Annotated in this window: 19 protein-coding genes; 1 reads left to right on the forward strand and 18 read right to left on the reverse strand. The window is 54.1% G+C overall.

Features of this window, described 5'->3' with window-relative positions; all coding sequences use genetic code 11:
- Nucleotides 1-26: 26 nt before the first annotated feature.
- From QOL74_RS08095 to ppk2, 10 genes are all read right to left on the reverse strand, one after another.
- Nucleotides 27-1121 carry a 5-oxoprolinase subunit C family protein gene (locus tag QOL74_RS08095; protein WP_283408956.1) on the reverse strand — a complete coding sequence of 365 codons (1095 nt, stop codon included), beginning with the start codon at nucleotides 1119-1121 and terminating at the stop codon, nucleotides 27-29.
- Complete coding sequence (pxpB, locus tag QOL74_RS08100; RefSeq protein ID WP_283408957.1) at nucleotides 1114-1863, reverse strand: 5-oxoprolinase subunit PxpB; 750 nt, start codon at nucleotides 1861-1863, stop codon at nucleotides 1114-1116. Before pxpB ends, QOL74_RS08095 begins: the two co-directional genes overlap by 8 nt.
- 110 nt (nucleotides 1864-1973) lie before the next feature.
- Nucleotides 1974-2756, reverse strand: coding sequence for a putative hydro-lyase (locus QOL74_RS08105; RefSeq protein ID WP_283408958.1), 783 nt, complete (start codon nucleotides 2754-2756; stop codon nucleotides 1974-1976).
- A 127-nt stretch (nucleotides 2757-2883) separates the two neighbouring features.
- A complete protein-coding gene (locus QOL74_RS08110; RefSeq protein ID WP_283408959.1) occupies nucleotides 2884-4083 on the reverse strand; it encodes an NRAMP family divalent metal transporter in 1200 nt (399 codons plus the stop codon).
- A gap of 85 nt (nucleotides 4084-4168) precedes the next feature.
- Nucleotides 4169-4948 carry a LamB/YcsF family protein gene (locus QOL74_RS08115; RefSeq protein ID WP_283408960.1) on the reverse strand — a complete coding sequence of 260 codons (780 nt, stop codon included), beginning with the start codon at nucleotides 4946-4948 and terminating at the stop codon, nucleotides 4169-4171.
- Nucleotides 4949-5183: 235 nt separating this feature from the next.
- A complete protein-coding gene (locus QOL74_RS08120; protein WP_283408961.1) occupies nucleotides 5184-6569 on the reverse strand; it encodes a sigma-54-dependent transcriptional regulator in 1386 nt (461 codons plus the stop codon).
- Nucleotides 6566-8476 carry a sensor histidine kinase gene (locus QOL74_RS08125; protein WP_283408962.1) on the reverse strand — a complete coding sequence of 637 codons (1911 nt, stop codon included), beginning with the start codon at nucleotides 8474-8476 and terminating at the stop codon, nucleotides 6566-6568. The genes QOL74_RS08120 and QOL74_RS08125 overlap by 4 nt, the downstream gene beginning before the upstream one ends.
- A 24-nt stretch (nucleotides 8477-8500) precedes the next feature.
- Nucleotides 8501-9961, reverse strand: a complete 1461-nt coding sequence (locus QOL74_RS08130) for a sodium:solute symporter family protein (RefSeq protein ID WP_283408963.1) — start codon at nucleotides 9959-9961, stop codon at nucleotides 8501-8503.
- Nucleotides 9954-10091 carry a hypothetical protein gene (locus QOL74_RS08135; protein ID WP_283408964.1) on the reverse strand — a complete coding sequence of 46 codons (138 nt, stop codon included), beginning with the start codon at nucleotides 10089-10091 and terminating at the stop codon, nucleotides 9954-9956. Before QOL74_RS08135 ends, QOL74_RS08130 begins: the two co-directional genes overlap by 8 nt.
- Before the next feature lie 93 nt (nucleotides 10092-10184).
- Complete coding sequence (gene ppk2 / locus QOL74_RS08140; RefSeq protein ID WP_283408965.1) at nucleotides 10185-11147, reverse strand: polyphosphate kinase 2; 963 nt, start codon at nucleotides 11145-11147, stop codon at nucleotides 10185-10187.
- 341 nt (nucleotides 11148-11488) lie between these two features.
- On the opposite strand from ppk2, the gene QOL74_RS08145 reads away from it, so the two are divergent.
- Nucleotides 11489-12724, forward strand: coding sequence for a PQQ-dependent sugar dehydrogenase (locus QOL74_RS08145; RefSeq protein ID WP_283408966.1), 1236 nt, complete (start codon nucleotides 11489-11491; stop codon nucleotides 12722-12724).
- On the opposite strand, the gene QOL74_RS08150 is transcribed toward QOL74_RS08145, so the two are convergent.
- The 8 genes from QOL74_RS08150 to QOL74_RS08185 all read right to left on the reverse strand — a co-directional run bounded on the left by QOL74_RS08150 (nucleotide 12712) and on the right by QOL74_RS08185 (nucleotide 23020).
- Nucleotides 12712-13668, reverse strand: coding sequence for a diguanylate cyclase domain-containing protein (locus QOL74_RS08150; protein WP_283408967.1), 957 nt, complete (start codon nucleotides 13666-13668; stop codon nucleotides 12712-12714). The two genes, QOL74_RS08145 and QOL74_RS08150, sit on opposite strands and share 13 nt — an antisense overlap.
- 2 nt (nucleotides 13669-13670) lie before the next feature.
- On the reverse strand, nucleotides 13671-16235 hold the full coding sequence (locus QOL74_RS08155) for a PAS domain S-box protein (protein ID WP_283408968.1): 2565 nt from the start codon (nucleotides 16233-16235) through the stop codon (nucleotides 13671-13673).
- Nucleotides 16236-16421: 186 nt separating this feature from the next.
- Nucleotides 16422-16982: a YeeE/YedE thiosulfate transporter family protein gene (locus QOL74_RS08160; protein ID WP_283408969.1), complete on the reverse strand. Its 561-nt coding sequence runs from the start codon at nucleotides 16980-16982 to the stop codon at nucleotides 16422-16424.
- A 55-nt stretch (nucleotides 16983-17037) separates the two neighbouring features.
- On the reverse strand, nucleotides 17038-17556 hold the full coding sequence (locus QOL74_RS08165; protein WP_283408970.1) for a YeeE/YedE thiosulfate transporter family protein: 519 nt from the start codon (nucleotides 17554-17556) through the stop codon (nucleotides 17038-17040).
- Nucleotides 17557-17592: 36 nt separating this feature from the next.
- On the reverse strand, nucleotides 17593-19029 hold the full coding sequence (locus tag QOL74_RS08170; protein WP_283408971.1) for an MBL fold metallo-hydrolase: 1437 nt from the start codon (nucleotides 19027-19029) through the stop codon (nucleotides 17593-17595).
- Between the two features lie 58 nt (nucleotides 19030-19087).
- Entirely contained in the window at nucleotides 19088-20878 is a 1791-nt protein-coding gene (locus QOL74_RS08175) for an SLC13 family permease (RefSeq protein ID WP_283408972.1), read from the reverse strand.
- Between the two features lie 307 nt (nucleotides 20879-21185).
- The gene (locus QOL74_RS08180; RefSeq protein ID WP_283408973.1) at nucleotides 21186-22610 is read right to left on the reverse strand and encodes an NAD(P)H-dependent oxidoreductase; all 1425 of its coding nucleotides are present in this window, start codon (nucleotides 22608-22610) and stop codon (nucleotides 21186-21188) included.
- 23 nt (nucleotides 22611-22633) lie between these two features.
- A complete protein-coding gene (locus QOL74_RS08185; RefSeq protein ID WP_283408974.1) occupies nucleotides 22634-23020 on the reverse strand; it encodes an FMN-binding protein in 387 nt (128 codons plus the stop codon).
- Nucleotides 23021-23060: the final 40 nt, after the last annotated feature.

Genomic DNA, 23060 nt, shown 5'->3' on the forward strand with positions numbered 1-23060 from the left:
ACTGGTTTGCTGTTTTAAGACTCCTTCTACTCCTCTAATTCTTCTACCACCAGGGCATATGGCCGGCCGCCCCGGCGAAACCGGAAGAGTTCTTTCCGGTACGGTGTGTTTTCATGCGCAGATGGCGTGTTTTCATGTGCAGGCGGGGTTTCTTCCCGGGGGTTGAGAGCCAGTGCCTTTTTCACCGCTGCCATTTCCTGTTGCCGAGCTGCCCAGATGTGCTGGGCTTCTTCAACGGTTACTTTTGTGAACCGGAGGATGTCTCCCGGTTTTGCCTGGGCCATGAGGGGCAGGTCGGCGCTGATGACGTTGGCAATTTTCGTATAGCCGCCGGTGGTCTGGCGGTCGGCCATCATGACAATGGGCATGCCGTGGCCCGGCACCTGAACAGCCCCCATGGCAATGCCGTCGGAGATGATGTCGGCGCCTGCTTCGTGGGCAATGGGGGTGCCTTCCAACCGGTAGCCCATGCGGTCACATTCGTTGGTGACGGTATAGGGCTGCTGGTAGAAGGTTTCCAGCCCCTGGGTCGAAAAGGCGTCTTCCTGGGGGCCGGGAACCACCCGCAGGGTGATTTCTTTGGCATACTGATAGGCAGGGGTGATCTGCCGTTTCTCTGCCGGCTGGGTCAAGGCTGCTGCCGGCAGGGGTGAGTCACCCACAGAAAGATTGTCGCCGGCTTTCAGTGCCCGGCCCTGGTGCCCGCCAAGATTGCCCCGGGTGTAGGTGGAGCGGCTGCCCATGATCACTGGCACCTGAAGGCCGCCGGAGATGGCAATATAACAGCGGCAACCGCTGCGAATACCTTTGAAGGCCAGTTTATCTCCCGAAGTCACCGGCACTGCCTGCCACAGGGGAAGGGGTTCGCCGTTGAACACGGCACCCAGATCGCCCCCGGTCACCGCCAGCAGGCCGTCGGCTTCGAAGACAATTTCCGGCCCCAGCAGGGTGGCTTCCAGCACTGCCTCTGCCGCATCATTGCCCACCAGCAGGTTGGCCATTTCAAAGGCATAGTGGTCCATCACCCCTGAGACGGGAACGCCATACTGCTGGAAGCCCTTACGGCCGGCGTCCTGAACGGTGGTGAGTAAACCGGGTTTGATGATTTTCAGTTCACGCATGGCCATCACCTCCCGGTGTGAAGGGATACTCGCGACAGGTATAGGTGCGGTTTTGCAGCTGGGGTTTCATGGCTTCATAGTCGGCCTGGGTGATGGCTTCGAATTTCACGTAATTCCCTGCTTTCAACAGGATGGGAGTGGCTGCCTCAGGGTCGTACAGGGGAACCGGTGTCCAGCCGATGAGCTGCCAGCCCCCAGGGCTGTCGATGGAATAAATGCCGGTCTGACTCCCCGCAATGCCCACTGAACCGCCTTTGATTTTGGTGCGGGGGGTGGCCAGCCGTGGGGTGGCAATGGCGGGGTCCATGCCTCCCAGATAGGGAAATCCGGGGGTGAAGCCCAACATGTAAATCAGGTATTCCCTGGAAGTGTGCTTTTCAATGACTGCTGTTTCTGTCAGCTGGTTGTGCCCGGCCACGGTGGCCAGATCGGGGCCGTACTCACCCCCGTAAAGGGTGGGAATAACGGTGACCCGGGGCGGCGGCAGCTGAATATCTGCCAGCTGCTGTTCCAGCCGGCGCAGCTGACGGGTGAGGTTTTCCCCGGAGATCATCAGGGGATCGTAGTGAATCATCATGGAGCGGTAGGTGGGCACCAGTTCGGAGATGCCCTGAATGTTTTCCTGCTCAATGGCCAGGCTCATGGCCCTGATCTTCTGGTTGATGGCATCAGCAATTTCATTTCCAAATTCCATCACCAGGGCATGGTCACCTGCGGCCAGATAGCGGGTGGTTTCATACATGGCGGATGCCTCCCTCATTCTGGGTATGCCGACAGCTTCATCTTCACCGGTTACGTGCCAGACCGGCAGGTTTTCCGCTGATGCGGCAGCATTGTGTCATTCCGGCTGCCTTACTGGCGGCGCAGTTCTTCTTCGGTAATGGTGGTAATGAACATGTAACCGGGGGAGTGGGTGATGACCAGGGGCGGCTTGGCGTTTTTCAGGGCCATTTGGGGGGTGACGCCGCAGGCCCAGAAAACAGGCACTTCCCCTTCCCTAATCACCGGCGGCTCACCAAAGTCTACCCGATGAATGTCTTTAATGCCAATGGCAGCGGGATCGCCGATATGCACCGGCCCGCCGTGGGCCTTTCGGAAGGGGGCGGTAATTTCCGCCGCCTGCTGTGCCATGGCTTCCGGCATGGGGCGCATGCTCACCACCATGGGGCCGGAAAAAATGCCGGCAGGCGTTGTTTGAATGTTGGTGATATACATGGGCACATTCCGGTTTTCTTCAATGTGACGCACGGGAATGCCCGCCTGAATAAGGGCCTCTTCAAAGGTGAAACTGCAGCCGATGAGGAAGGTGACCATGTCGTCGGTGTAGAGCTCAGCGATGTCATCCACCTCTTTTTCCAGCTCACCGTGGCGGTACACCCGGTAGCGGGGCACATGATAACGAATGTCGGCATGGGGTCCGGCCACGGGGGGCGACGGCTGACCCGGGTCGGTGACATCGATGATGGGGCAGGGTTTTTCGTTACGGTAACAGTACAGCAGAAAATCAAAGGCTTCCTTTTTCGGCAAAATCACCACGTTGGCCTGGGTATAACCGGGAGCCAGGCCCGAGGTGGGTTTGCGCCACTGGCCCTGCTGAATGGCCGCCCATATTTCCGGAACACTCTTGAAATTCATGGTTCATGCCTCCTTTGGGATGGGGTATGGTTCACCCGATTGTTCTTGCTTCCATTATAGCCTACCGGGCAAAGGGGAACAAAGAAAATCCGCCGGATCAAACGGTTTTTGAGAAACCTGATGTTCATTAGAACAGTTTGGCGATGTTCTGCAGTGACATGACGCCGGTGTAAGCGGTGAGGAAAACCGTCACAATGCCCAGACCAATGAGCCAGGTGGGATGATGGTAGTCGCCGATGATGTCTTTTCTTCTGGAGGCCAGCAGCATGGTTCCCAGTGTCACCGGCAGAATCAGCCCGTTGAGGGAACCGGCCAGCACCAGCAGCTTGGCAGGGCTGCCCACAAAGCTCATGACAAAGGTGGAAAAAACAATGAATCCGATGATCACCCATTTTTCGTATTTGGCAATGGTGCTGTTCAGGGTTTTCAGGAAGGAAACAGAGGTGTAGGCAGCTCCAATGACGGAGGTGAGGCCGGCGGCACAAAGCACCACGCCGAAAAACTTGTAGCCCACGGTACCCGCTCCATGGAGAAAAGCGGAAGCTGCCGGGTTGGAAGGATCAAGGGTCAGTCCTTTTACCACCACACCCAGGATGGCCAGAAAGAAAAGCACGCGCATGACGGAGGCCACGCCAATCCCCATCATGGCACTGCGGGTGATTTGCCCCAGGTTTTCTTCGCCGGAGATCCCGGCATCAATGAGTCGATGGGCCCCGGCAAAGGTGATGTACCCACCCACGGTGCCACCCAGCAGGGTGATGATGGGGAAAACCAGCATGCTCGGGTTTTCAGGTGCCACGCTACGCACCAGGGCTTCTCCCACCGGCGGTCCGCTGGTGAAGGCCACGTAGGCCACCAGGGCAATCATGAGCCCTCCCAGAATTTTGGTGAACCGGTCGATGATGGGCCCTGCATCTTTATTGATAAAAATCAAAATGCCGGCAATACCGGCGATGAGACCGCCAAACTTTACATCAAGGCCTGTCAGCACATTTAAGCCAAGGGCTGCTCCTCCGATGTTTCCGATATTGAAGGCCAGGCCTCCCAGCGCCACCAGTGCGGCCACAAAGTATCCCAGGCCGGGTAAAATTTTATTGGCAATGTCCTGGCCCCTCAGGCCGGAAACACCGATGATGCGCCAGATGTTCACCTGCACTACCAGGTTCAGTAAAATGGATACCAGGATAACAAAGGCAAAGCTGGCGCCGTAGTCTTCCGTAAATCTGGCAGACTGGGTTAAGAATCCGGGTCCGATGGCAGAGGTTGCCATGATAAAGGCAGCCCCCAGCAGCACGGTTGCATTTTGTTTTTTCAGATCTGTGTTCATTCTTTTTCCCCTTTCGTTGAAAAGGAAATGCTTTTTAACAGCATCCTCTTTTCCATTAAGTTGGTGATGCGGTGGTTCTTAAAAATTATGTGGATGATACCAGCAGTTTTGCCAGGGGTGTGATGGTAATGGATGCCTGCTGCAAAGCCTCCCGAATGGTGGCCACAAACTGGAGGGCCTGAGGGCTGTCGCCGTGAACACAAATGGTGTGGGCTGTCAGGTCAATGGTCGAACCGTCAACGGCTTTAACGGTTCCCGTTGTTACCATCTGTACCACTCTTTCTGCCGCCAGTGATGCATCGTGGATCATGGCATCGGGGTGGGTGCGGGCCACCAGGGTGCCGTCGGTGTTGTAGGCCCGGTCGGCAAAGACTTCGTGAGCCACCTTCAGGCCCCGTTTTTCGCCGGCTTTCGTCAGTTCACTGTGGGCCAGCCCCACCAGAATCAGCTCCTGATCGACGGCTTCCACGGCGGCTGCAATGGCATCAGCCAGCTGCGGGTCTTTTGCTGCCATGTTGTAAAGGGCACCATGGGCTTTCACATGCTGCAGTCTGGTTCCCTGGGCAGCTGCAAAGGCCGCCAGGGCGCCGATCTGATAGGTGACATAGGCTTTGGCTTCTGCCGGTGACACCTGGAGGTTTCGCCGGCCAAATCCCATGAGATCGGGAAATCCGGGATGAGCGCCCATGCCCACTCCCAGGGTTACTGCCGCCTTCACCGTTTCTGCCATGACCATGGGATCGCCCGCATGCCAGCCACAGGCAATATTGGCTGAAGACACATGTTTCAGCACTTCCTCATCCATTCCCAGCTTGTAGGCACCAAAGCTTTCACCAATGTCACTGTTTAAATCAACCTGCTTCATCAAAACACCTCCATTTTCATTCATTCGTCTTCATCAGCCCTTTTTGTCTGCACCTCTCCTGCGCCGTGCTTTCTGATTATTGCAAAATGAATGCCAATATTTTCTTTATTCATTTTTCAATCTTTTCAGCGGTTGACGGCTACTGACCGACCGCTTTCCGAGCGATTTCGCACACAAAAAAGAGCGGTTTCGCTCACCGCTCGTTGTTTTCTTGCTGAGGGGCTGCCCTCTTTTGTCATGAAATACCGTGCTTATCCATTTTTCTTTTCAGGGAAAACCGGCTGATTCCCAGAATATCTGCTGCCTTTGAATGATTTTGTCCGCTTATTTCCAGTGCTTTTGCCAGAAAATGCCGTTCCTGCCCGCCCAGGTGTTCTTCCAGGGAAAAGGCCGGAGGAATCACCAGACTTTCTCCCCCTTGAGACGGAGACGCAGTCATTCCCTGGCCGCTGCTGTTGATTTCCCGGGGCAGATCGACCACATCGATCTCCCTTCCCTGGTGGAGAATCACCATGCGCTCCATCACGTTTTTCAGTTCTCTGATATTTCCCGGCCAGGTGTAGTCCAGCATCAGCTGGCGGGCAGCCGGCGTAAACCCGTCGATACGCCGCCCAAATTTCCGGTTGAACAGACTCAGGAAGAATGCGGCAATGTGCAACACGTCTTCTCCCCGATGGCGCAAAGCCGGCAGTTCCACCGGCACCACATTCAGCCGGTAAAAGAGGTCTTCCCGAAATTCCCGCTTTTGGATGGCTTCTTCCAGGTTTTTGTTGGTGGCTGCCATGATGCGAATGTCCACCTGAATATCCGATAGACCGCCCACCCGCTTGAACTTTCTTTCTTCCAGTACCCGCAACAGTTTTGCCTGGGTATCCAGGTGCAGTTCGCCCACTTCGTCAAGGAAGACGGTACCGCCGTCGGCAACTTCCAGCAGGCCTTTTTTTCTGGCAGAAGCACCGGTGAAGGCATTTTTTTCATGGCCAAAAAGCTCGCTTTCAATGAGCATGGGAGAAATGGCCCCGCAGTTGATACTCACCAGGGGTGCTTCCCGCCGCCGGCTGCCTTCATGGATGGCCGCTGCCACCAGTTCTTTTCCCGTTCCCGTTTCTCCCCGAATCAGTACGGTCACCGAATCATTTTCTGCCAGGATGCGGATCTTTTCAAAAACTCCCTGCATGCTTTCATGGTTGCCCAGCATTTTCTGACTGTCGGCGTTCTTTTGCTGCTGTTCCAGCAGGTAGAGACGCTTTCGCAGCTTCAGACTTTCCTGAATGCGGCCTAAAATGACTTGCACTTCATCCAGCTCGAAAGGTTTGTGCAGGTAGTCGAAGGCGCCGTTTTTGATGGCCGATACCGCTGTTTTAATGTCGCCGTAGGCGGTCATCATCACCACTTCGATGTCGCTGTCCATTTCTTTTACGGGTCTGATGAGATCAAGGCCGTTGGTGTCCGGCAGCCGCATGTCCAGCAGCACGATATGGGGCTTGAAGGTGCCCAGGGCTTCAAGGCCGGTGTGGCCGTTATCGGCCGAGGCTGTTTCATAGCCCATATCTTTTAGGCCTTCCTGCAGGGAAAGGCGGATGGTTTCTTCATCATCGATCACAAGAACGCGCAAACTCACGGCTTTCTCACTCCTTCCACCAAGATGGTAGTTGCTTTGCCATAACCGTCAGAAACTTCAGAGGCCTCAGCGACCTCAGCAATTTCAGGCTTATAGGGCCCCTCCTCCCTGGCAGGCCGTTCCGGTGACTCCGGCGGATGCACCGGAAAACTCACCCGAAAGGTGGTGCCGGCATGTTGACGGCTGGTCACAGTGATTTTTCCCCGGTTTTCTTTCACCAGCTCATGAACCACCGACAAGCCCAGACCAACCCCCTGGGGGTCGGTGGTGAAAAACGGATCAAAGACCTTTTCCAGATACTCCGAGTCAATACCGACTCCGTCGTCCTGAATTTCCACCCAAATGGCGGTAACGTCATCAGCAGGCAGCCGGTTTCTTTCCTCTCCTATGGTCAGTTGGAGGGAGCCTTCCCGTGACATGGCTTTGAGGGCGTTGTGAATCAGGTTGAGAAACACCTGTTCCAGCTGCCCCTGGTCCACAAAAACCCGGGTGCTGTCCGTTTGCTGTTGAAGGGTCACCCGAATCAGTTTCTCTTCCAGCGCTTTTCCGGTCAGCTCCAAAGACCGGTGCAGCACCTTCTCCAGTGCCACCGGTTCGTAAACGGGTCGCCGGGGCCGGGCAAAATGTAGGAGTTCTGTAATCAGCTGGTTGATGCGGTCAATTTCGTAGAGGGTGTTTTGAAAGAGACGGTCATTGGGATCTGCCGGTCCTTGTATCACTCTTCTTTGCAATACTTGAAGGCTGGTTTTCATCCCTGCCAGGGGGTTGCGAATTTCGTGGGCCATTCCCGCTGCCATCTGCCCCATGGAGGTAAGGCGGTCCAGGGTTTCCATATTGTTTTCAATGCGTTTTCGCTCGGTAATATCCCGAAAACTGCATATGACACCCACCGTTTCCGCTGTCTCATTACGCAAAAGGGATGTCATCAAGTCAAGATAGCGCAAGGCTTCCCCTTCCTCTTCACCGATGACACACACCTCATTCTGCCCTTCACCGGTGATCAGCGTTTGATGGATCTGCGCCTTCAGGATTCCTTCCAGCACGCCGTCTCCCATGGGCTCTTGCCGGTGATCCAGCATTTCCCGGGCCGCCGGATTCACCGACACCAGGTTCCCCTGATGATCGGTGGTGAGAATGCCCGTGGTGATATTACGCAGAATATCCTCATTCAGCCGGGTCATCTCCAATAATTTGGCCGTGTTCATCTTCAGCTTTTCCATCATTTCATTAAAGGCGTCTGCCAGCTGACCGATTTCATCGTGCCGGTTCAGGGCAACGGTTTCGTTCAGGTTGCCCTGCCCGATGCGGCCGAACACCTCTGCCAGTTGTTTGATGGGCCTGGAAATGTGATAGGCAATGATGATGGCGGCCTGCATGGAGACCACCAGAGAGACAATGGCCAGCAAGATCATATATTTCTGAGTTTCCAGCACTTCCTGGGTGAACATCTGGCGGTTCATCCCGTACCCCAGCACCCACCCCCAGGGTTCATACCGCTGAAACACGAAAATATCCCTTCCCAGCTGCAGGCTGTTGACGGTGGGGTCTGTACCGTAGGCCGCCAGGGCTTCTCCCCAGGATTCTTCAGGCCGGTAGTGATTCACCAGCAGCGTGTCGCCTCCTGTCATGATGAACCCGTTATTTCGGTCTATCTCCTGAAAGTATTTAATGGCGGTCTGCCGGGCTGTTTCCATGTCCATACTGCCTGTGGCCACCTGCTGGCTGAGCCCTTCCAGATACACCTCCATGTTTTCCAGATGCCTGATCAGGTTCTGCTTCTCATTTTCCAGCAGCATCTGGTAGCCGTTCCAGTAAGAAACCGCCCCCAGGGTGACAATGGACAGGATCAGCAGCAGCACAAAGGGCACCAGTATTTTGTTTTCGATATCGAATCGCAGTTTAAGCACAGTGTTTTCCTCCGGTGCGATGGATTATTCGGCTGAACGGGGCCGCTGGTATTTGAGGCAGACGGGGAAGAAAATGGCACAGGAAACCAGGAATCCGGGAAAAGCCGGATGAAGTTGAAAGCGGGCTTCTGTTCCCAGAAGCATACACGCCACCATCATCAGCAGTCCACCGGCAAAGGAAGCCATTGCCCCCTCCCTGCAGGCTTTTTTCCAGAAGAGCCCGCCGTAGAGGGGCAACAGAAAGGTCACGGAAAAGAATCCCCAAATGTACCCGCCATAAATCAACAGGCTGTCAGGCGGGTTCATGGAAAGAATCAGGGAGATGGTACCCGCCACAAAAATAAAGGCCCGGTTCAGCAGGAGCATTTTTTCATCGGATACCCGGGGGTTCACCAGGTTGCGGTAGATGTCATAGCTGAAACCGCTGGCAGCCACCAGCAGCTGGGAGTTTGCCGTGGAAATGGCGGCCGCCATGATGCTTACCAGAATCACACCGCTGAAGCGTGAATAAATCACATTATTGATGACATAGGGAAGCACTTCGTCGGCAGAATGAATGGTTTCGATGGCGGGCTGCAGTACCCGGCTGCCAATGCCAATGATGAACATGCACAGGTACATGGCCGCCAGCAGCACCACCGACAGGCAGATCATGCGGATGGCGGTGCGGGTGTCTTTGGCGGAAGTGATGCGCATGGCATACTGGGGGTTGGCTGCCAGCCCCAGGCCCCATCCAAAAAAGGAAGTGAAGGTCAGCAGGGGCGGGTAGGCTCCCTTGGCAAAAGGATCCAGCAGAGCTCCCGGCGCTGTTGCCATGGGGGCGGCCGGAAAGGGCCGGGTACTGATGAGCGCCGCCTGCTGGTGCATGGCCGTAACGCCGCCCACATCCCGCAGTACCAGTCCTGCTGCCAGCAGGGTGCCGGCAATGATAAGAAAAATGTTCAGGCTGTCGGTGCGTGCAACGGAAAAGAGGCCGCCAAAGGTGGTGTACATCACAAACATGTACACCAGAATGATGGCAAAAGTATAGTTGATATCCAGAAATTCGGAGACCACAATGCCAAATCCCCGGATTTGGATGATGATGTAGAGGATGTAGGTCATGACAATGACCAGCCCGCCGGCTGCCTGCAGGCTACGGCTTTGATACCGGAGATGGAAGTATTCCGGCAGGGTGATGATATCATGGGATTTCAGGCGGCTGGCCAGCAGTACCAGGAGGGTGGCTCCCAGAAACCAGGGCACCACCGCGTATAAAACGGTGTTGTAACCATAGGCGTACAATGAACCCGACAGCCCCTGCATGGAAGCCGCACTGAACCAGGTGGCCGTGAAGGTGGCAATGCTCACCGCCAGCCCCAGGCTGTTCACCGCAACGAAAAAATCCCGGGCATTTTTGGTTTTCTTGAACCCGCCTTTTCCAAAAAAGAGGAGGACGATGGTGTAAAGGGTAAAATACAGGAGATAGGTCAGGGATTTATTCATCTTTGTGCTCCTCCTGGCGGGCGAGGATCAGCGCCATCAGTGTGGGCGCCGCGGCAGACAATAAAAAGAGCCCGCCAATAATCCCCATGGTCTTATATGGCAGGCCCAGCAACGTTCCAATGATGATCATTTTCTTCACTCCCCGTTTCCCTGTCAGCCGGCGCCGGTGGTATGGCGGCTGTTTTCCACCATTGTAACACTTAGCGCCGCCCCGGAAAAGGGGTTACTCGTCTTCCACCGGCCCGCCATAATAATGGGGCACAAAGGTCTGATCGGTGATGGGAGGGCGTTCGTAAGCCTGTTCGTCCTGCCGGGGGGGCAGTTCGATGGGCTCTGGCGTCAGATCTTCGTAGGGAATCTGCTCCAGCAGGTGGGTGATGCAGTTGAGGCGGGCGTGCTTTTTAATGTCGGCATCCACCACATACCAGGGAGCCTGTTTGGTATCGGTGTGGGCAAACATATCATCTTTGGCCCGGGAGTACTCCACCCAGCGTTTTCGGGATTCCAGGTCCATGGGGCTCAGCTTCCAGCGCTTGGTGGGATCTTTGATGCGCGCCTGGAAACGGCGCTCCTGCTCTTCATCGGAAACGGAGAACCAGTATTTGATGAGTGTGATGCCGGAGCGGATAAGCATGCGTTCAAATTCGGGGCAGGAGCGGAGAAACTCCCGGTATTCCTCATCGGTGCAGAACCCCATGACCCTTTCAACACCTGCCCGGTTGTACCAGCTTCTGTCAAAAAGGACAATTTCACCGGCGGCGGGCAGCCGGTTCACATAGCGCTGGAAGTACCACTGGGTTTTTTCTCTTTCTGTGGGGGTGCCCAGGGCTTCCACCCGGCAGATACGAGGGTTCAGGCTTTCGGTGATGCGTTTGATGACGCCTCCCTTGCCGGCAGCGTCACGGCCTTCAAAGACCACCACCACTTTCAGCCCCTCCTGCTTCACCCACTCCTGGAGCTTCACCAGTTCAATCTGCAGACGTCCCAGTTCTGTTTCATAGAAATTATTGTTGATTTTCTTCACCTGGCGTCCGTTGAGGGTGGTGACCGTATAGTTTTTGTCTTTTGGCAGCTTCTCTGTCATTTCGCCGGTTGTGACAGATTGCTTGCCGGCAGCTGCTTGCTCCTGAAGTTTCTTCCCATTGCTGTTTTTTTGACTGCCATTCTTTTGCTTTTTCTTGCCCATTAATCACAGCTCCTTCCCTGATGGTCTGATGGTCCGATGTTCCATGGCAAAATAGCATTGGTGTATCCCTGTATGAGCCCGGTAACCCGGCTGAGGATATCTACCGGCTCATATACTGCCTCAACAGCCTCTTTTCGCCGAAATACGCCTGAAAGTGAGGGGTGCTGCTGTGGGATTTGCACTTTTTTGGCTCAGGCGGGTACCAATTAAAATAACTGTACTCAAATTTTGGCTGCCGGTTTTTCTGTGTGACGCCCGTGTCTAAGCGTCTCAAACTGAATCATCTGAAATGCCGGAGAGCTGTAAGGTGCCACACCCGGCACAAAGAAGGAGGTTTTATCATGATACGGCAAAAGTCAATGTTTGGCTGGCTGCTGATCCTGCTGGCAGTGGTCACGCTGACGATCTGGCTGGGTTTCATCAATCCGGCACTGCTTTTTGGTGAGCCCGCCGGAAACCCGGAGAACTCAGGCGGCGAAGCAACAGTTGTTTCTCCTGAACCGGCACCCAGCTCATCCCCATCAGCCGGCGACGGTTCTCCTGAACCTGTGAAGATGCCGGCAACGCTTGCTGTCAGCTTCGACGAAGCTCATTTTACACCGGAAGTACTGATGGAAAACCTGGAGATTCCCTGGGAGATCGTGTACCTGCCCGAAGAAGATGACTGGCTGTTGACCCAGCGGGGCGGCCAGGTGATTTCTATGCGCCACGGAACCGTGGGTGTGGTGGATGAGGTGAGCCATTCCGGTGAGGGCGGGTTATTGGGCATGGCCCTCCACCCAGACTTTGACGACAATGGCTATCTCTACCTCTATTTCACTGCCACTTCAGAAAACCGTCTCATTAACCGGGTGATGCGCTACCGGTATGAACATCTGGCGCTGAATGATCCCACGCTGGTCATTGACAATATTCCCGGCGCCCGCACTCACAACGGCGGCCGAATCGCCTTTGGCCCCGACGGTATGTTGTATGTAACCACCGGCGATGCCCAGAATCCATCCCTGTCTCAGGATCTTGAATCGCTGGCGGGGAAAATTCTGCGGCTCACTCCCGAAGGTACTGTTCCGCAGGATAACCCTTTTCCCGGAAGTTATGTGTATTCCCTTGGCCACCGGAACCCCCAGGGGTTGGCATGGCACCCGGAAACAGGGGAATTGTATGCCTCTGAACATGGCCCTTCCCGCATGGATGAAATTAACCTGATTTTGCCAGGCCGCAATTACGGCTGGCCACTGGTCACCTGCGGTGATGCTCCCACCAACTTTGAAGATCCGGTGGCCTGCTACGATACCTTTACCCTGGCACCTTCGGGGATGAGCTTTTACACCGGCGAGGGCGTGGCCGGCACACCGCTGCTGGTGGCAGGTTTGCGGGGCAACCGGGTGCAGCGCATTGATCTTGATGCCGAAGGCCTGGTGATTTCTCAGGAAGATCTCTTCACCCAGTGGGGCCGCCTGAGGGGTATTCGCGTGATGCAGGGAGACCTGTATTTCTTCACCAACAACCGGGACGGCCGGGGCTCGCCCCACCAGCAGGATGACCGGTTGATTCGCCTGCGGCTTCAATTGCCTTGATCTTCCTCGCTGTCTCCAAAAAAAGCCACTTGGTTTCTTCCCTGCCTCTTGGCTTTATATAAGGCCTGGTCGGCGCGTTCCACCAAAACCTCCCAACCTGTCTCCTGCCCAGGCATGATGGAAGTCGCACCCACACTGACGGTTACTACGGTGGCTGCCGAAGAAGCTTCATGGGGGATTCGCAGAGATTTTATTGCCATACGCACCCGCTGGGCAATTTTTTTAACTCCCTGGGTACTCACATCAGGCAGAATACAGGCAAACTCTTCACCCCCATAGCGAGCCGCCAGATCACCAGGACGTTTCAGATTTTGAGCAAGGGCGAGAGCCACCTGACGCAGGCAATCATCTCCCATTTGATGGCCATAAGCATCGTTGAAGTTTTTAAAAAAGTCGATATCCACCATGAGGAGCGCCAGCGGATGGCCATCCCGAAAGGCCCGTTTCCATTCTGCCTGAATGGTTTCATCGAAGCGCCTCCGGTTGGCAATGCCGGTGAGGCCATCCATGAGACTGGTATTTTTCAACAGGTCACGATAGAGTTTCAGTTCCAGATGATTGCGCACCCGAGCTTTCACAACGGCATTATTATAGGGTTTAGTGATGTAATCAATGGCTCCCATAGCCAGGCCGCGGGCTTCATCATCTGCCTGATTCAAAGCAGTGACGAAAATAATGGGGATATCTCTGGTTTCAGGAGAAGCCTTTAAAATGCGACAGATGGTGTAGCCATCAATTTCAGGCATCATCACATCCAGAAGAATCAAATCTGGCGGGTCGTCGGAGGAAGCGATGTTCAGTGCTGTTTTACCGTTATTGGCAACTTTCACACGCCATTCATCATTCAGCAGTTTTCCCAGCATCTGCAGATTCACCGGGCTGTCATCCACGATGAGGATGGTTTGACGCCCTTCACTTTCTTCGGTTTCATTCATTTCATTCATGGTCACTCAGCTCCCATCAGTTGCCGAATTTTTTTCAGGCTTTCCTTTGCCTTTTCGTAATCAAAGGATTCCACATACTGTTGAAGTTCATCAGCAACCCGCTGCAAGGCCGGCGTTGCCTTGAGACGGCGAGTCAACTGATACATGATGTCTTCATCCACAAGACTGTAAGCGTTCAATTGCTCTTCAAGCGCCATCAGAATGGGTGTAAGGGTTTCAATGCTCAGTGGTTCAGCAACATCTGTCTGGTTGGTTGCTTCCCGCTGGAGAAACCCCTTCTTTTGAGATGCTTTGTCTCCCATCAGGGTGATGAGGGCATCAAGCATGGTGGATTGTGTCAGCTCTTTCACTCGAATAAGGTTCATGGTTACTTCGTCTGGCAATGCGGGTGGGCTGGCTTGCGTATCCATGAGCAAGACCACCGGTAATCCAGTAAGATGGTGCCGTGCCAGCTGTGCCAATCCCTCAAAGTCCTGCTCCCAGGTTTCCGGTTTGTAATGGATGATCACCATGTCACAGCCGCCTGAACACCGTTGTTGTGCAACAAATCCGTTCTGAATACAGTCGAACTGCACGCGAAAGCTCTCCAAGTGTTCACCCACCTGCTTTCTAACTTGACTGTCGCTGGTCACCACCAGGAGGCCCAAGTCTTTGAAGCCGGGATGAAGGTTCACTGCCGAATGGTCAATGATGCTCTCAAAAGGCAGTTCAAATGAAAAAGTGGCCCCTTCACCAGGCTGGCTTTCCACCCAGATATGCCCGTTCATTAATTCAAGCAGGCGCCGGGAAATAGAGAGCCCCAGACCGGTACCTTCGTAACGCCTGGTGATGGATCCATCCGCCTGGGCAAAAGGTTGGAACAGTTTTTCCACTTTTTCCGAATGAATGCCCACGCCTGTGTCTGAAACATCAAATCGCAACAGTGTCTGATCACCTACCACGGCCTCGCGCCTTACTTTTATATGAACACCTCCCGATTCGGTGAACTTAATGGCATTACTCACCAAATTCACCAGAATCTGCCTCAATCGCAGGAAATCGCCTATCACATAATCAGGTACCGCTGGGTCAATGGTAGTTTCAAGAGACAGTTCTTTTTGAATGGCGCGAAATTCGAAGGTGTTGGCTACTTCTTTCATCACTTTTTTCACTGACATCAATTGTCTTTCAATCGTCATTTTTCCTGCTTCGATATTGGAAAAATCCAGGATGTCGTTGATGATATCCAGAAGGTTTTTCCCTGAATGCTGAATTCTACGCAGATAACTCAGCATTTTTTCGTCGGTGGTCTCATTCAGTGCCAGATGACTCAGTCCAATCACCGCATTCATGGGTGTGCGAATCTCGTGGCTCATGTTTGCCAAAAATTCACTTTTTGCCTTTGAAGCCACCAGTTCCTGATTCAGTGCCCGATCCAGCTCCAGATTGGCCATTTTCAACTTTTCGTTGAACTCCTGCATCTGTTCCTCTGCCACCACCCGTTCTGTAATATCGGTGGCCACGCCCAACACCGCCTGCAAGTCATGTCCCGGGTGCTGATAAGGTATTTTAACTGTCTGAAACCACCCCATGGTGCCGTCGGGTCGGGGAGCCGGTTCTTTGGCGATGTATTTCACTTTACCTGAATGGATGACCTCCAGGTCATCTTGGCGGTATCGCTGAAATTCAGATTCTGTCACACCCCAGTCAAGATCAGTTTTCCCCACCACTGATTCAGGTGATTCGTTAAAAATGGATGCCACCGACTTATTAGCCAGCAAATAGACCCCCGCTTCATCTTTGGCAAAAATGTAGTTGGGGACCAGATCCATGATGGTGCTCAACTGCTCCCGCTGCAATTCATTGGCTTTTTCAGACTTCAGCTGTTCAGTGATATCCCGGGCAGCCGCATAAATCAGCTGATTCTGTCCGGCTGCTGCCCGCCATTCCAGATACCGGTATTCGCCCTGACTGTTGCGGTAACGGTTGACAAAACCCTTGATTTCCTTTTCATTGTTAAGTTTTTCAATGGCTTCCTGCGTAGCCTCCAGATCATCAGGATGAACAAAATCCAAAAACTGGTGCTGCTGAATCACAGTTTCCGGAAATCCCAGCAACTGTTCCCAGACATGGTTCACCTTGACGAAATAACCGGATGTATTGGCAATGCAGAGGAGATCCAGATTCACATGGAAAAACTGCTCCAGTTCTTCCAGTTGATTTTTTTGTGCGGTGATGTCCAGAAAAAAGGTGACAAAAGTGCCCGGCTCCCGAGAAATTACCTTCACCTGAAACCATTTCTTCAGCGGCTGGGAATACTGTTCAAACTCTTCCTGTCCACCACTTTGGGCAATTTGGGCATAGTATTGAATCCAGTTGAATTCGCCGCCGGTAATGTCAGGGATCACCTCTGTCACTTTTCTGCCGATAATAGCCTGCCGGGCAAGACCGGTCAACTCTTCAAACATGGGATTGACTTCTTCAAAGGTATAATCACAGGGATTGCCCGTTTCATCGTATACCATACGATGGAGCGCATACCCCACCGGGCTTTGCTCCATCAGCAGGTCATAGAATTTTTTGGACAACGGCTACACATCCTTTTTCATGGGCATTGTTTTTCTGCTGCCAATATCACAGACTGCTGAAGGTGGTTTTTTCAACATTCTTCCTTTACTGCCTTCATACCACTGTTGGACAGGTTGCTAACATTTGTCAGCAGAAAACATGGCATCTTCTGAACCGTATAAAGCCGCCTGCAAAAGAAAGATGCTTCACCCCAAGGATTCCAGCCAAGCCAGGAACAACACAATACCGGCAGTCACGGGGATCACAACCGCCCAATCGTTCACTTTCAACAGTTCTGGCAGGGTGATATCTCCGTAATCACCCACCTTCAAAATCCCCTTTTCTAAGCGGGGATAGAGTGCGGCAAACAGACCAGTGCCAATGAAAATACCTGCCAGGCCGCCCAGAGCAGCGTCCAAAAACCCGTTGCCGATGGCACCGGCAATGGTGCCCGGACAGTAACCCAAAAGGGCAAATCCCACGCCGAAAATCAGGCCCCCGATGACGTTTTTTCCCACGGAACCTTTCTTGGGATGCAACGTCACCCATCCCCGACCCTTCATAGCATAAATACCCAGCATGCCTGTCACCACCGCTGACAGCATGATTTTCAGTACTGTAAAATCTTTCAGCAGCAGTTGCCCGACAATTACATCATACTGGGTGGCACCTCCCTTTTGAAGCAGAAAGCCGAACACCAAGCCAATGCCCAGCCCCCACAGCAACTGAGAGCCGCTGGTTTTTGACGTTTCTTTTGCGTCCTTCATCTGATCTGCCTCCCCTTCTTTCACAGCCTTTTCGCCACAACAACCTGAAGCCTGATCACCCACCCAGACCAAAGAGCAGAGCGGCTGTCACAATGCCACCGACGAAAAAGAAGACAGCAGACACCCAGCTGGAAAGAGCGAGCTGTAACGTGCCACTGATGCCGTGGCCGCTGGTGCAGCCGTCAGCCCACCGGGCTCCGAAACCGATGAACATGCCTCCCACCAGAGCTGCCAGGTTGCGAAACAAAAAACTGCTACCGAAGGCGGCTTCCCACAGGGGCGGGACTGGTTGTAGATGAAAGCTGCCAGAAAGCTGGGCCGACAGAAAGGATCCCATGACCAGACCGGTGACCAGCATCCATTGCCAGTCGACGCTCAGACCGATTTTTTCGTAATAAGGTTTTTTCGCCGCTTCGTCTCCCCTGAAGCGGCGTTCAATCATACCACTGGCTTTGGCGAAAGTCGTGGAGCAGGCGATGGGTTTATCAGACACGAAGAAACTGATCCAGCTGAGAATGCCGATGCCCACCCCCACCACATAAGGTGACCAGCGGGCGATTGTGAGAAATGACATGGTGCTTTCCTCCTTCGTTGGCTACTCGCACGTCGCCTATAAGGGGTTTTTTCGATATCCGGTGAAAAACCGGGACCCATGGGGCGAAGCACAAGCCCGGCATTCCTTGGCGTAACCGGCAGCACTGTACCCAGACATGCCCCCGACCAGGTTGATCAGGTCTTTAAACCCGTGCTGTTTCAGAATGCTGGTGCCAAGGCTGGAACGATTGCCAGAGCTGCAGACCACCACTGTGGTTTTGAAAGGATCCAGTTCATCGTAACGGGTACGCAGCGCTGCCACAGGAATGTTCACAGATCCCTTGATATGACTGTCTTCATACTCCTGGACAGCGCGAACATCCAGCAGCACAAAATCATCTTCCCCGGTAACCCATTCGTGAAGATCTTCTGCCGCCATCTGATACACCGAACCAGATGGCAGGCCTGTCACCGACCAGCTGGACAAGCTGCCCTCCAGGTATCCCACGATGTTGTCCACTCCGGTGCGCCGCGCCCAGATAACGGCTTCTTTGGCCTTGTCATAGTCGTCTGCCACCAGGAGAATTTTTTTGTCTGTGGGGAGTACCCAGCCGGCGAAGGTGGGAAAGTTTCCATTCAGATCAAGATGCCAGGAGCTTTTCACATGCTGGCCCCCAAAGGCCATGTAGCTGCGGGTGTCCAGCACAATGGTGTCTGGTTCTGCAGCAATCTTCTGAAATTCATCGGGCCGCAGTTCTGCCAGTGGAGGCAGATCTTTCACCTGCACGGGTCCACGGCGATTGATGTCACTGCATCGGCTGAAATGATCCGGTGCCTCAGGCATGTTTTCTGTCAGTGAGGTGATAAACGCTTCTTTGTCAGTGATCAGCAGGGCATCGTTAAAATTCCGCTCATAGCCGATGGTACTGCGCCACTTGGCTCCCATTGCTCTGCCGCAAAGAGATCCGGCACCGTGGGCCGGGTAAACTTCACAGTAGTCCGGCAGTTTCAACAGCTTGTCATGGAGGCTGTGGTACAGTTTTTCTGCCAGTTCCCGGGCCCGGTTGGGAAAGAGATCTGGTCGTCCCACATCACCCACAAAAAGGGTGTCTCCCACAAAAACCCCCACCGGACTCTCCGTCCTGGAGGTATCCGCCACCACATAGCTGAGGTGCTCCGGTGTATGCCCGGGAGTTTCCAGTACCTGCAGCCGCATATCCTCCAGTTCAATGACATCTCCCTCTGACAGGGGCACATGGTCGAAGGTACACGCCGCTGATTTGGCCACATAAATCTGGGCACCCGTTTTCTCTGCCAGATCCATGTGACCGGAAATGAAATCGGCATGGAGGTGTGTCTGGCATATGTGGGTGATTTTTACCCCCTGAGACCGGGCTTCCTCAATGTAATGATCCACATCTCGCTGGGGATCAATGACAGCACAGGTATCCTGACCGATGAGCATGTAGGAACTGTGGGCAATTTTTTCGGTGAAAAAGTGTTTGAGCAACATGTCATGCGCCTCCTCTTAATACGTTCCAGGTGAATTAAGTTGCAAAAAATACCATGGGTTAGATCATGAAAAAATAAAAGAAAGTCACCGAGATCATCACATAGATGAGACTCATCCCTCCTCCCGCTCTCATAAAATCAGTATTGCGGTACCCCCCCGGTGACAGCAACAGGGCATTCACCTGATGTGTGGGTAGAATCAGTGCGTTGGAAGCACACACCGCCGCCAGCAAAGCCGCTCCCCGGGGGTCTACTTCGGCCATGGTGGCCATACTCATCACCAGCGGCGTTAGAATCACCACTGCCCCCACATTGGACATGAACAGGGCAAAAAAACTGGCCAGTGCTGCCACTGCCAGAAGAAAGAACAACGGATGCCGGCCTGCCAGAAGCTTCATGAGATTTTCTGACAGAAACGCTGCGGTGCCGGTTTTCTGCATGGCTGTCCCCAGGGGAATCAGGCCTGCCAGGAGAAAAATCACTTTCCATTCAATGGCCTGGTATCCTTCCTGCAGGGTCAACACCTTAGCCAGAATCATGGCCACAGCACCTGAAAAGAAGGCCAGGGATACCGGGAAACCAACCAGGGTCATGGCCACGGCTCCCAGCAGGCAGACAACGGCGGCTTTGGTCTTTTCAGGAGTATGGTCCGGTGCCGCAACAGGGGTGATGACGATGAAATCGGGGCTGCGACTAAGTTCGCGGATATGTTGCCACAAGCCGTACACCACCAGGGTATCTCCCTGGCGCATGTGGTGGTCGGAAAAATCTTCCCGCACCTCTTCCCCGCCACTGAAAAGTACCAGTGGCTCCACGGCATATTTTTTCCGCAGTGAGAACTCCCTCAGGCTGCTGTCTGCCATGGCCGAGCGGGGCGGAATGATGACTTCTGCAAATCCGGCACTATGGGATTCTGCCAGGGATTGGAGGGATTCGCCGGCCTTTGCCGGTTGGAGACCGCATGTTTCTGAAAAATGCCGGGAGGCTTCTTCTGTTCCAAGGAGAGACAGCACCTGACCGGAACGAAACCGGGTTTCGCGCCAGGGGACATATTCCACCCCTGATTCACCCGTCATTCCCAGAAGATGCAGCTGAAAACGCTGCCAGATGGCTGCTTCATCCAGCGTCTTTCCTATCAAGGGGCAGTCTGGAGGAATGCGGTAACAGCTGATATAGTGAGAAAGATGGAGGGTTTCCATCAGTTTTTCCTGGTGGGACTGGGCCGTGGGTCGCTGGGAGGTGTCCGGCAGGATCCGGCTTCCCAATAACCAGAAATACAGGAGGCCGGCCCCCAGCAGGAGCACGCCCACCGGGAATACACTGAGGAGCCCGTAGGGCTTCTGCCCGCCGCTGCGCAGTAAATCGTTGAGCACGATGAGCGGGGCTGATCCCACCATGGTCAGGTTGGCACCCAGAATGGCTGAAAACCCCATGGGCATCAGCAGGTCTGAAGCTGGAATTTTCTGCCGGCGGGAGATCTGCAGCATCACCGGCAAAAACAGCGCGGCCACACCGACAGTGATCAATACACCGGAAAGCAACCCTGCCATAAGAGAAATGCTCAGGACAATGATCGTTTTTCCACCACCGATTTTGCGGACAGCCATTTGGGAAAGCCGGTCAATAATCCCGGTTTTGGCAAGGCCCTGACTGATCATCATCACCCCCATCATGGCGATGACCGCATTGCTGGAGAATCCTGAAAAAGCCTCTTCAGCCGTTAGAATGCCCGTCCATCCCAAGAGCAGCATCACCAGAAGTGCCACCAGATCGATGCGGAATACATCTGCCACCAGCAGCCCAATGGTGACTGTCAGCATCAGCAGTACAGTGATCATGGAACCATCCATCCACAGCCCTCCACTTCTTTTCTGCCAAACTCACTACCTACTTCCATTCATACCCGACTGTTCATTCAGTAACCGAAGGTTTTGAATGGTCATGTATCGTTTTTCGTCTAAGAAAAAAACCTTCTTCGTGGGTAAAAACCTTCTCATTGCAGTTTTTCCACCAAAAAACAGACAGGCAGGACCCTCGCCTGAAATGATCGACGAGGGCTCTGCCTATCCGGTACTGATAAAACGTCTAAACGTCATGAACCCAAAAGCAGTGGTGTGAGAGTGTCTTTCCGGCGACTGCCGACGACGGTGAGCCGCATCAGTCTGTCAGGTATGGCCGGGCATTCACATCCACCGTACCCTGCTGCCGGGCTTCTTTTTTCACCCGGTGGTTTAGGTACCAGATCATGGGACGATGCATGATTTTCGGAATGTTCACCGTCAGCAGCTTCTGGCTTTCGGCAGGAACAGGTTGTCTGTTCAACAGGGCGTCAACTGCCAGGCGAAATCCCTGAATATACTGCCCGCCTTTTTTCCCAAGAGTTTCCAGCCCGGCACCGTTGATGAGGGGGCCTCCACCAAAGGCCAATCCCCCCAGCCAGGTCATCCCCGTTTCTTCGGCAAAAATCCGGCAGGTATTCAGCATGGGAGCAAGGCGGGACCCATCAGGGAAACCGCACTGGGCCACGGCAAAAAAGTATTTTCCTTCCAGCAGGTGCCGCTTTTCATCAGCCAGTTTTTCCAGCAGCCACTGGTTGGTGCAGGGGAGTGTGTCAGCGTAAAGGGGTGCGGAAAGCACCAGCACATCACAGGCGGTCAACGCTTCTTCCATGACGCTGAAGGGGGTTTTGCCCCTGGCAAAGGGCTGTGCCTGCAACAGGGCGGTGTCATGACCCCCTTCCTCCACCAACTGTTTCATGGTATCTATAAAAGATTGGGAAGTGCCTTCCCTTCGGGGACTGCCATTAATAAAAAGCCAGTGCTGCCCTTGCTGTTGTGCCGTTTTGCCGAGTTTCCCGGGTTTCCCGGGTGTTGGGGGCACCGGTGGGACCTTTTCTTCTGAAGGTGCCGTGGCGGCAGCTTCATTGACAAGGCTGCTCACCAATCGGCGGAGCTCTTCCGGTGACTGCCGGGGATTCACCACACCGGCATTCCAGGAGGATTGAAGATTCTGGGCGTTGTGGGCCACCAGCCGGGAGAAATTGGCAGCCGCACTGTCGGAGAGCGATTCAGCCACGCCGATGCCAATGATTTTCTTGGTGCCGTACCGGGCGGGGTGCACAAGGCTTCCCCGGTAGAGTGCATAGCCGGGTTGGGCCAGCAGCATGAATTTATCCACGGCTTCTTTCATCTGGGCGCTGTAGCCGCCGAAGCGTACCGGTGTCAGCAGCACCAGGGTGGCTGCCGGTGCAATGTGTCGCATGAGGGTGGCCGTGTCGTCTTTCAGGGCACAGACACCGGGGGTTTTGTAAGCGCAGGCCTCACAACAGGCACAGGGCTCCAGGTGCAGTGTTCGCAGGGGCAGGCAGATGACGGCGCTATCTTCTGGCCGCGATGCTGTTGCTGATGGCGCTCCTGACTGCCCCCCCGACGACACCTGATTTCCCGTCTGAGCAACTGCATGAGCAACTGTCTGAACAACTGCTGTTTCTAAAGCTTGATAAGTTTCAGGGAGGGCGCTTAAAATCACGGTTGTCCGGCCATGCTGCCCGAGGTTCTCTTTCGGTGTCTCAGTTCTCTTCATGATACTCTTTCTGCCTCCCTGCATTATGGTTTCAGTGCATTTTCAATGGCTTTCAAATAGGCTTTGGTGGTGACGGTGGCTCCGGAGACGGTATCGATGCGGGTATCCTGGGCTGCGATGACGGCGCTGAAAAGATCCTGCGAGAAGCCTTCCTGCACAAACCCAATATCTTCCACCACTTCCAGACGAGTGATGCGATGGTTTTCCACCGTGACTTCCACCTGGTTGCTCCAGCGGCCGCCCTCATACCGCCCTCCATAGGTGCCGTCGGCTGTTTCAGACAGATCAATGCCCTCAAGCGGCAGGCTGGCCCCTTCGGAAAGCCCCCGTGTCAGGTAGATGAACATGCCTCCGGCGATGAGGATGAGCACCAGTACGACAGCCCCCAGCATTTTCAATGCTCTTTTCATCTTAATCACTCCATTTCATTTTCGTTTCATTTTCGTTTCG

This window comes from Anoxynatronum buryatiense (genome assembly GCF_900182905.1).
Classification (GTDB): Bacteria; Bacillota; Clostridia; order Peptostreptococcales; family Tindalliaceae; genus Anoxynatronum; species Anoxynatronum buryatiense.

Coding starts and splice junctions, on each gene's coding strand:
- QOL74_RS08170 (WP_283408971.1), bottom strand. CDS start 19,029: ATGTTGCTCAAACACTTTTTCACCGAAAAAATTGCCCACAGTTCCTAC.
- QOL74_RS08185 (WP_283408974.1), bottom strand. CDS start 23,020: ATGAAAAGAGCATTGAAAATGCTGGGGGCTGTCGTACTGGTGCTCATC.
- QOL74_RS08165 (WP_283408970.1), bottom strand. CDS start 17,556: ATGTCATTTCTCACAATCGCCCGCTGGTCACCTTATGTGGTGGGGGTG.
- QOL74_RS08180 (WP_283408973.1), bottom strand. CDS start 22,610: ATGAAGAGAACTGAGACACCGAAAGAGAACCTCGGGCAGCATGGCCGG.
- QOL74_RS08160 (WP_283408969.1), bottom strand. CDS start 16,982: ATGAAGGACGCAAAAGAAACGTCAAAAACCAGCGGCTCTCAGTTGCTG.
- QOL74_RS08115 (WP_283408960.1), bottom strand. CDS start 4,948: ATGAAGCAGGTTGATTTAAACAGTGACATTGGTGAAAGCTTTGGTGCC.
- QOL74_RS08135 (WP_283408964.1), bottom strand. CDS start 10,091: ATGATCATCATTGGAACGTTGCTGGGCCTGCCATATAAGACCATGGGG.
- ppk2 (WP_283408965.1), bottom strand. CDS start 11,147: ATGGGCAAGAAAAAGCAAAAGAATGGCAGTCAAAAAAACAGCAATGGG.
- pxpB (WP_283408957.1), bottom strand. CDS start 1,863: ATGTATGAAACCACCCGCTATCTGGCCGCAGGTGACCATGCCCTGGTG.
- QOL74_RS08145 (WP_283408966.1), top strand. CDS start 11,489: ATGATACGGCAAAAGTCAATGTTTGGCTGGCTGCTGATCCTGCTGGCA.
- QOL74_RS08095 (WP_283408956.1), bottom strand. CDS start 1,121: ATGCGTGAACTGAAAATCATCAAACCCGGTTTACTCACCACCGTTCAG.
- QOL74_RS08175 (WP_283408972.1), bottom strand. CDS start 20,878: ATGGATGGTTCCATGATCACTGTACTGCTGATGCTGACAGTCACCATT.
- QOL74_RS08105 (WP_283408958.1), bottom strand. CDS start 2,756: ATGAATTTCAAGAGTGTTCCGGAAATATGGGCGGCCATTCAGCAGGGC.
- QOL74_RS08130 (WP_283408963.1), bottom strand. CDS start 9,961: ATGAATAAATCCCTGACCTATCTCCTGTATTTTACCCTTTACACCATC.
- QOL74_RS08110 (WP_283408959.1), bottom strand. CDS start 4,083: ATGAACACAGATCTGAAAAAACAAAATGCAACCGTGCTGCTGGGGGCT.
- QOL74_RS08150 (WP_283408967.1), bottom strand. CDS start 13,668: ATGAATGAAATGAATGAAACCGAAGAAAGTGAAGGGCGTCAAACCATC.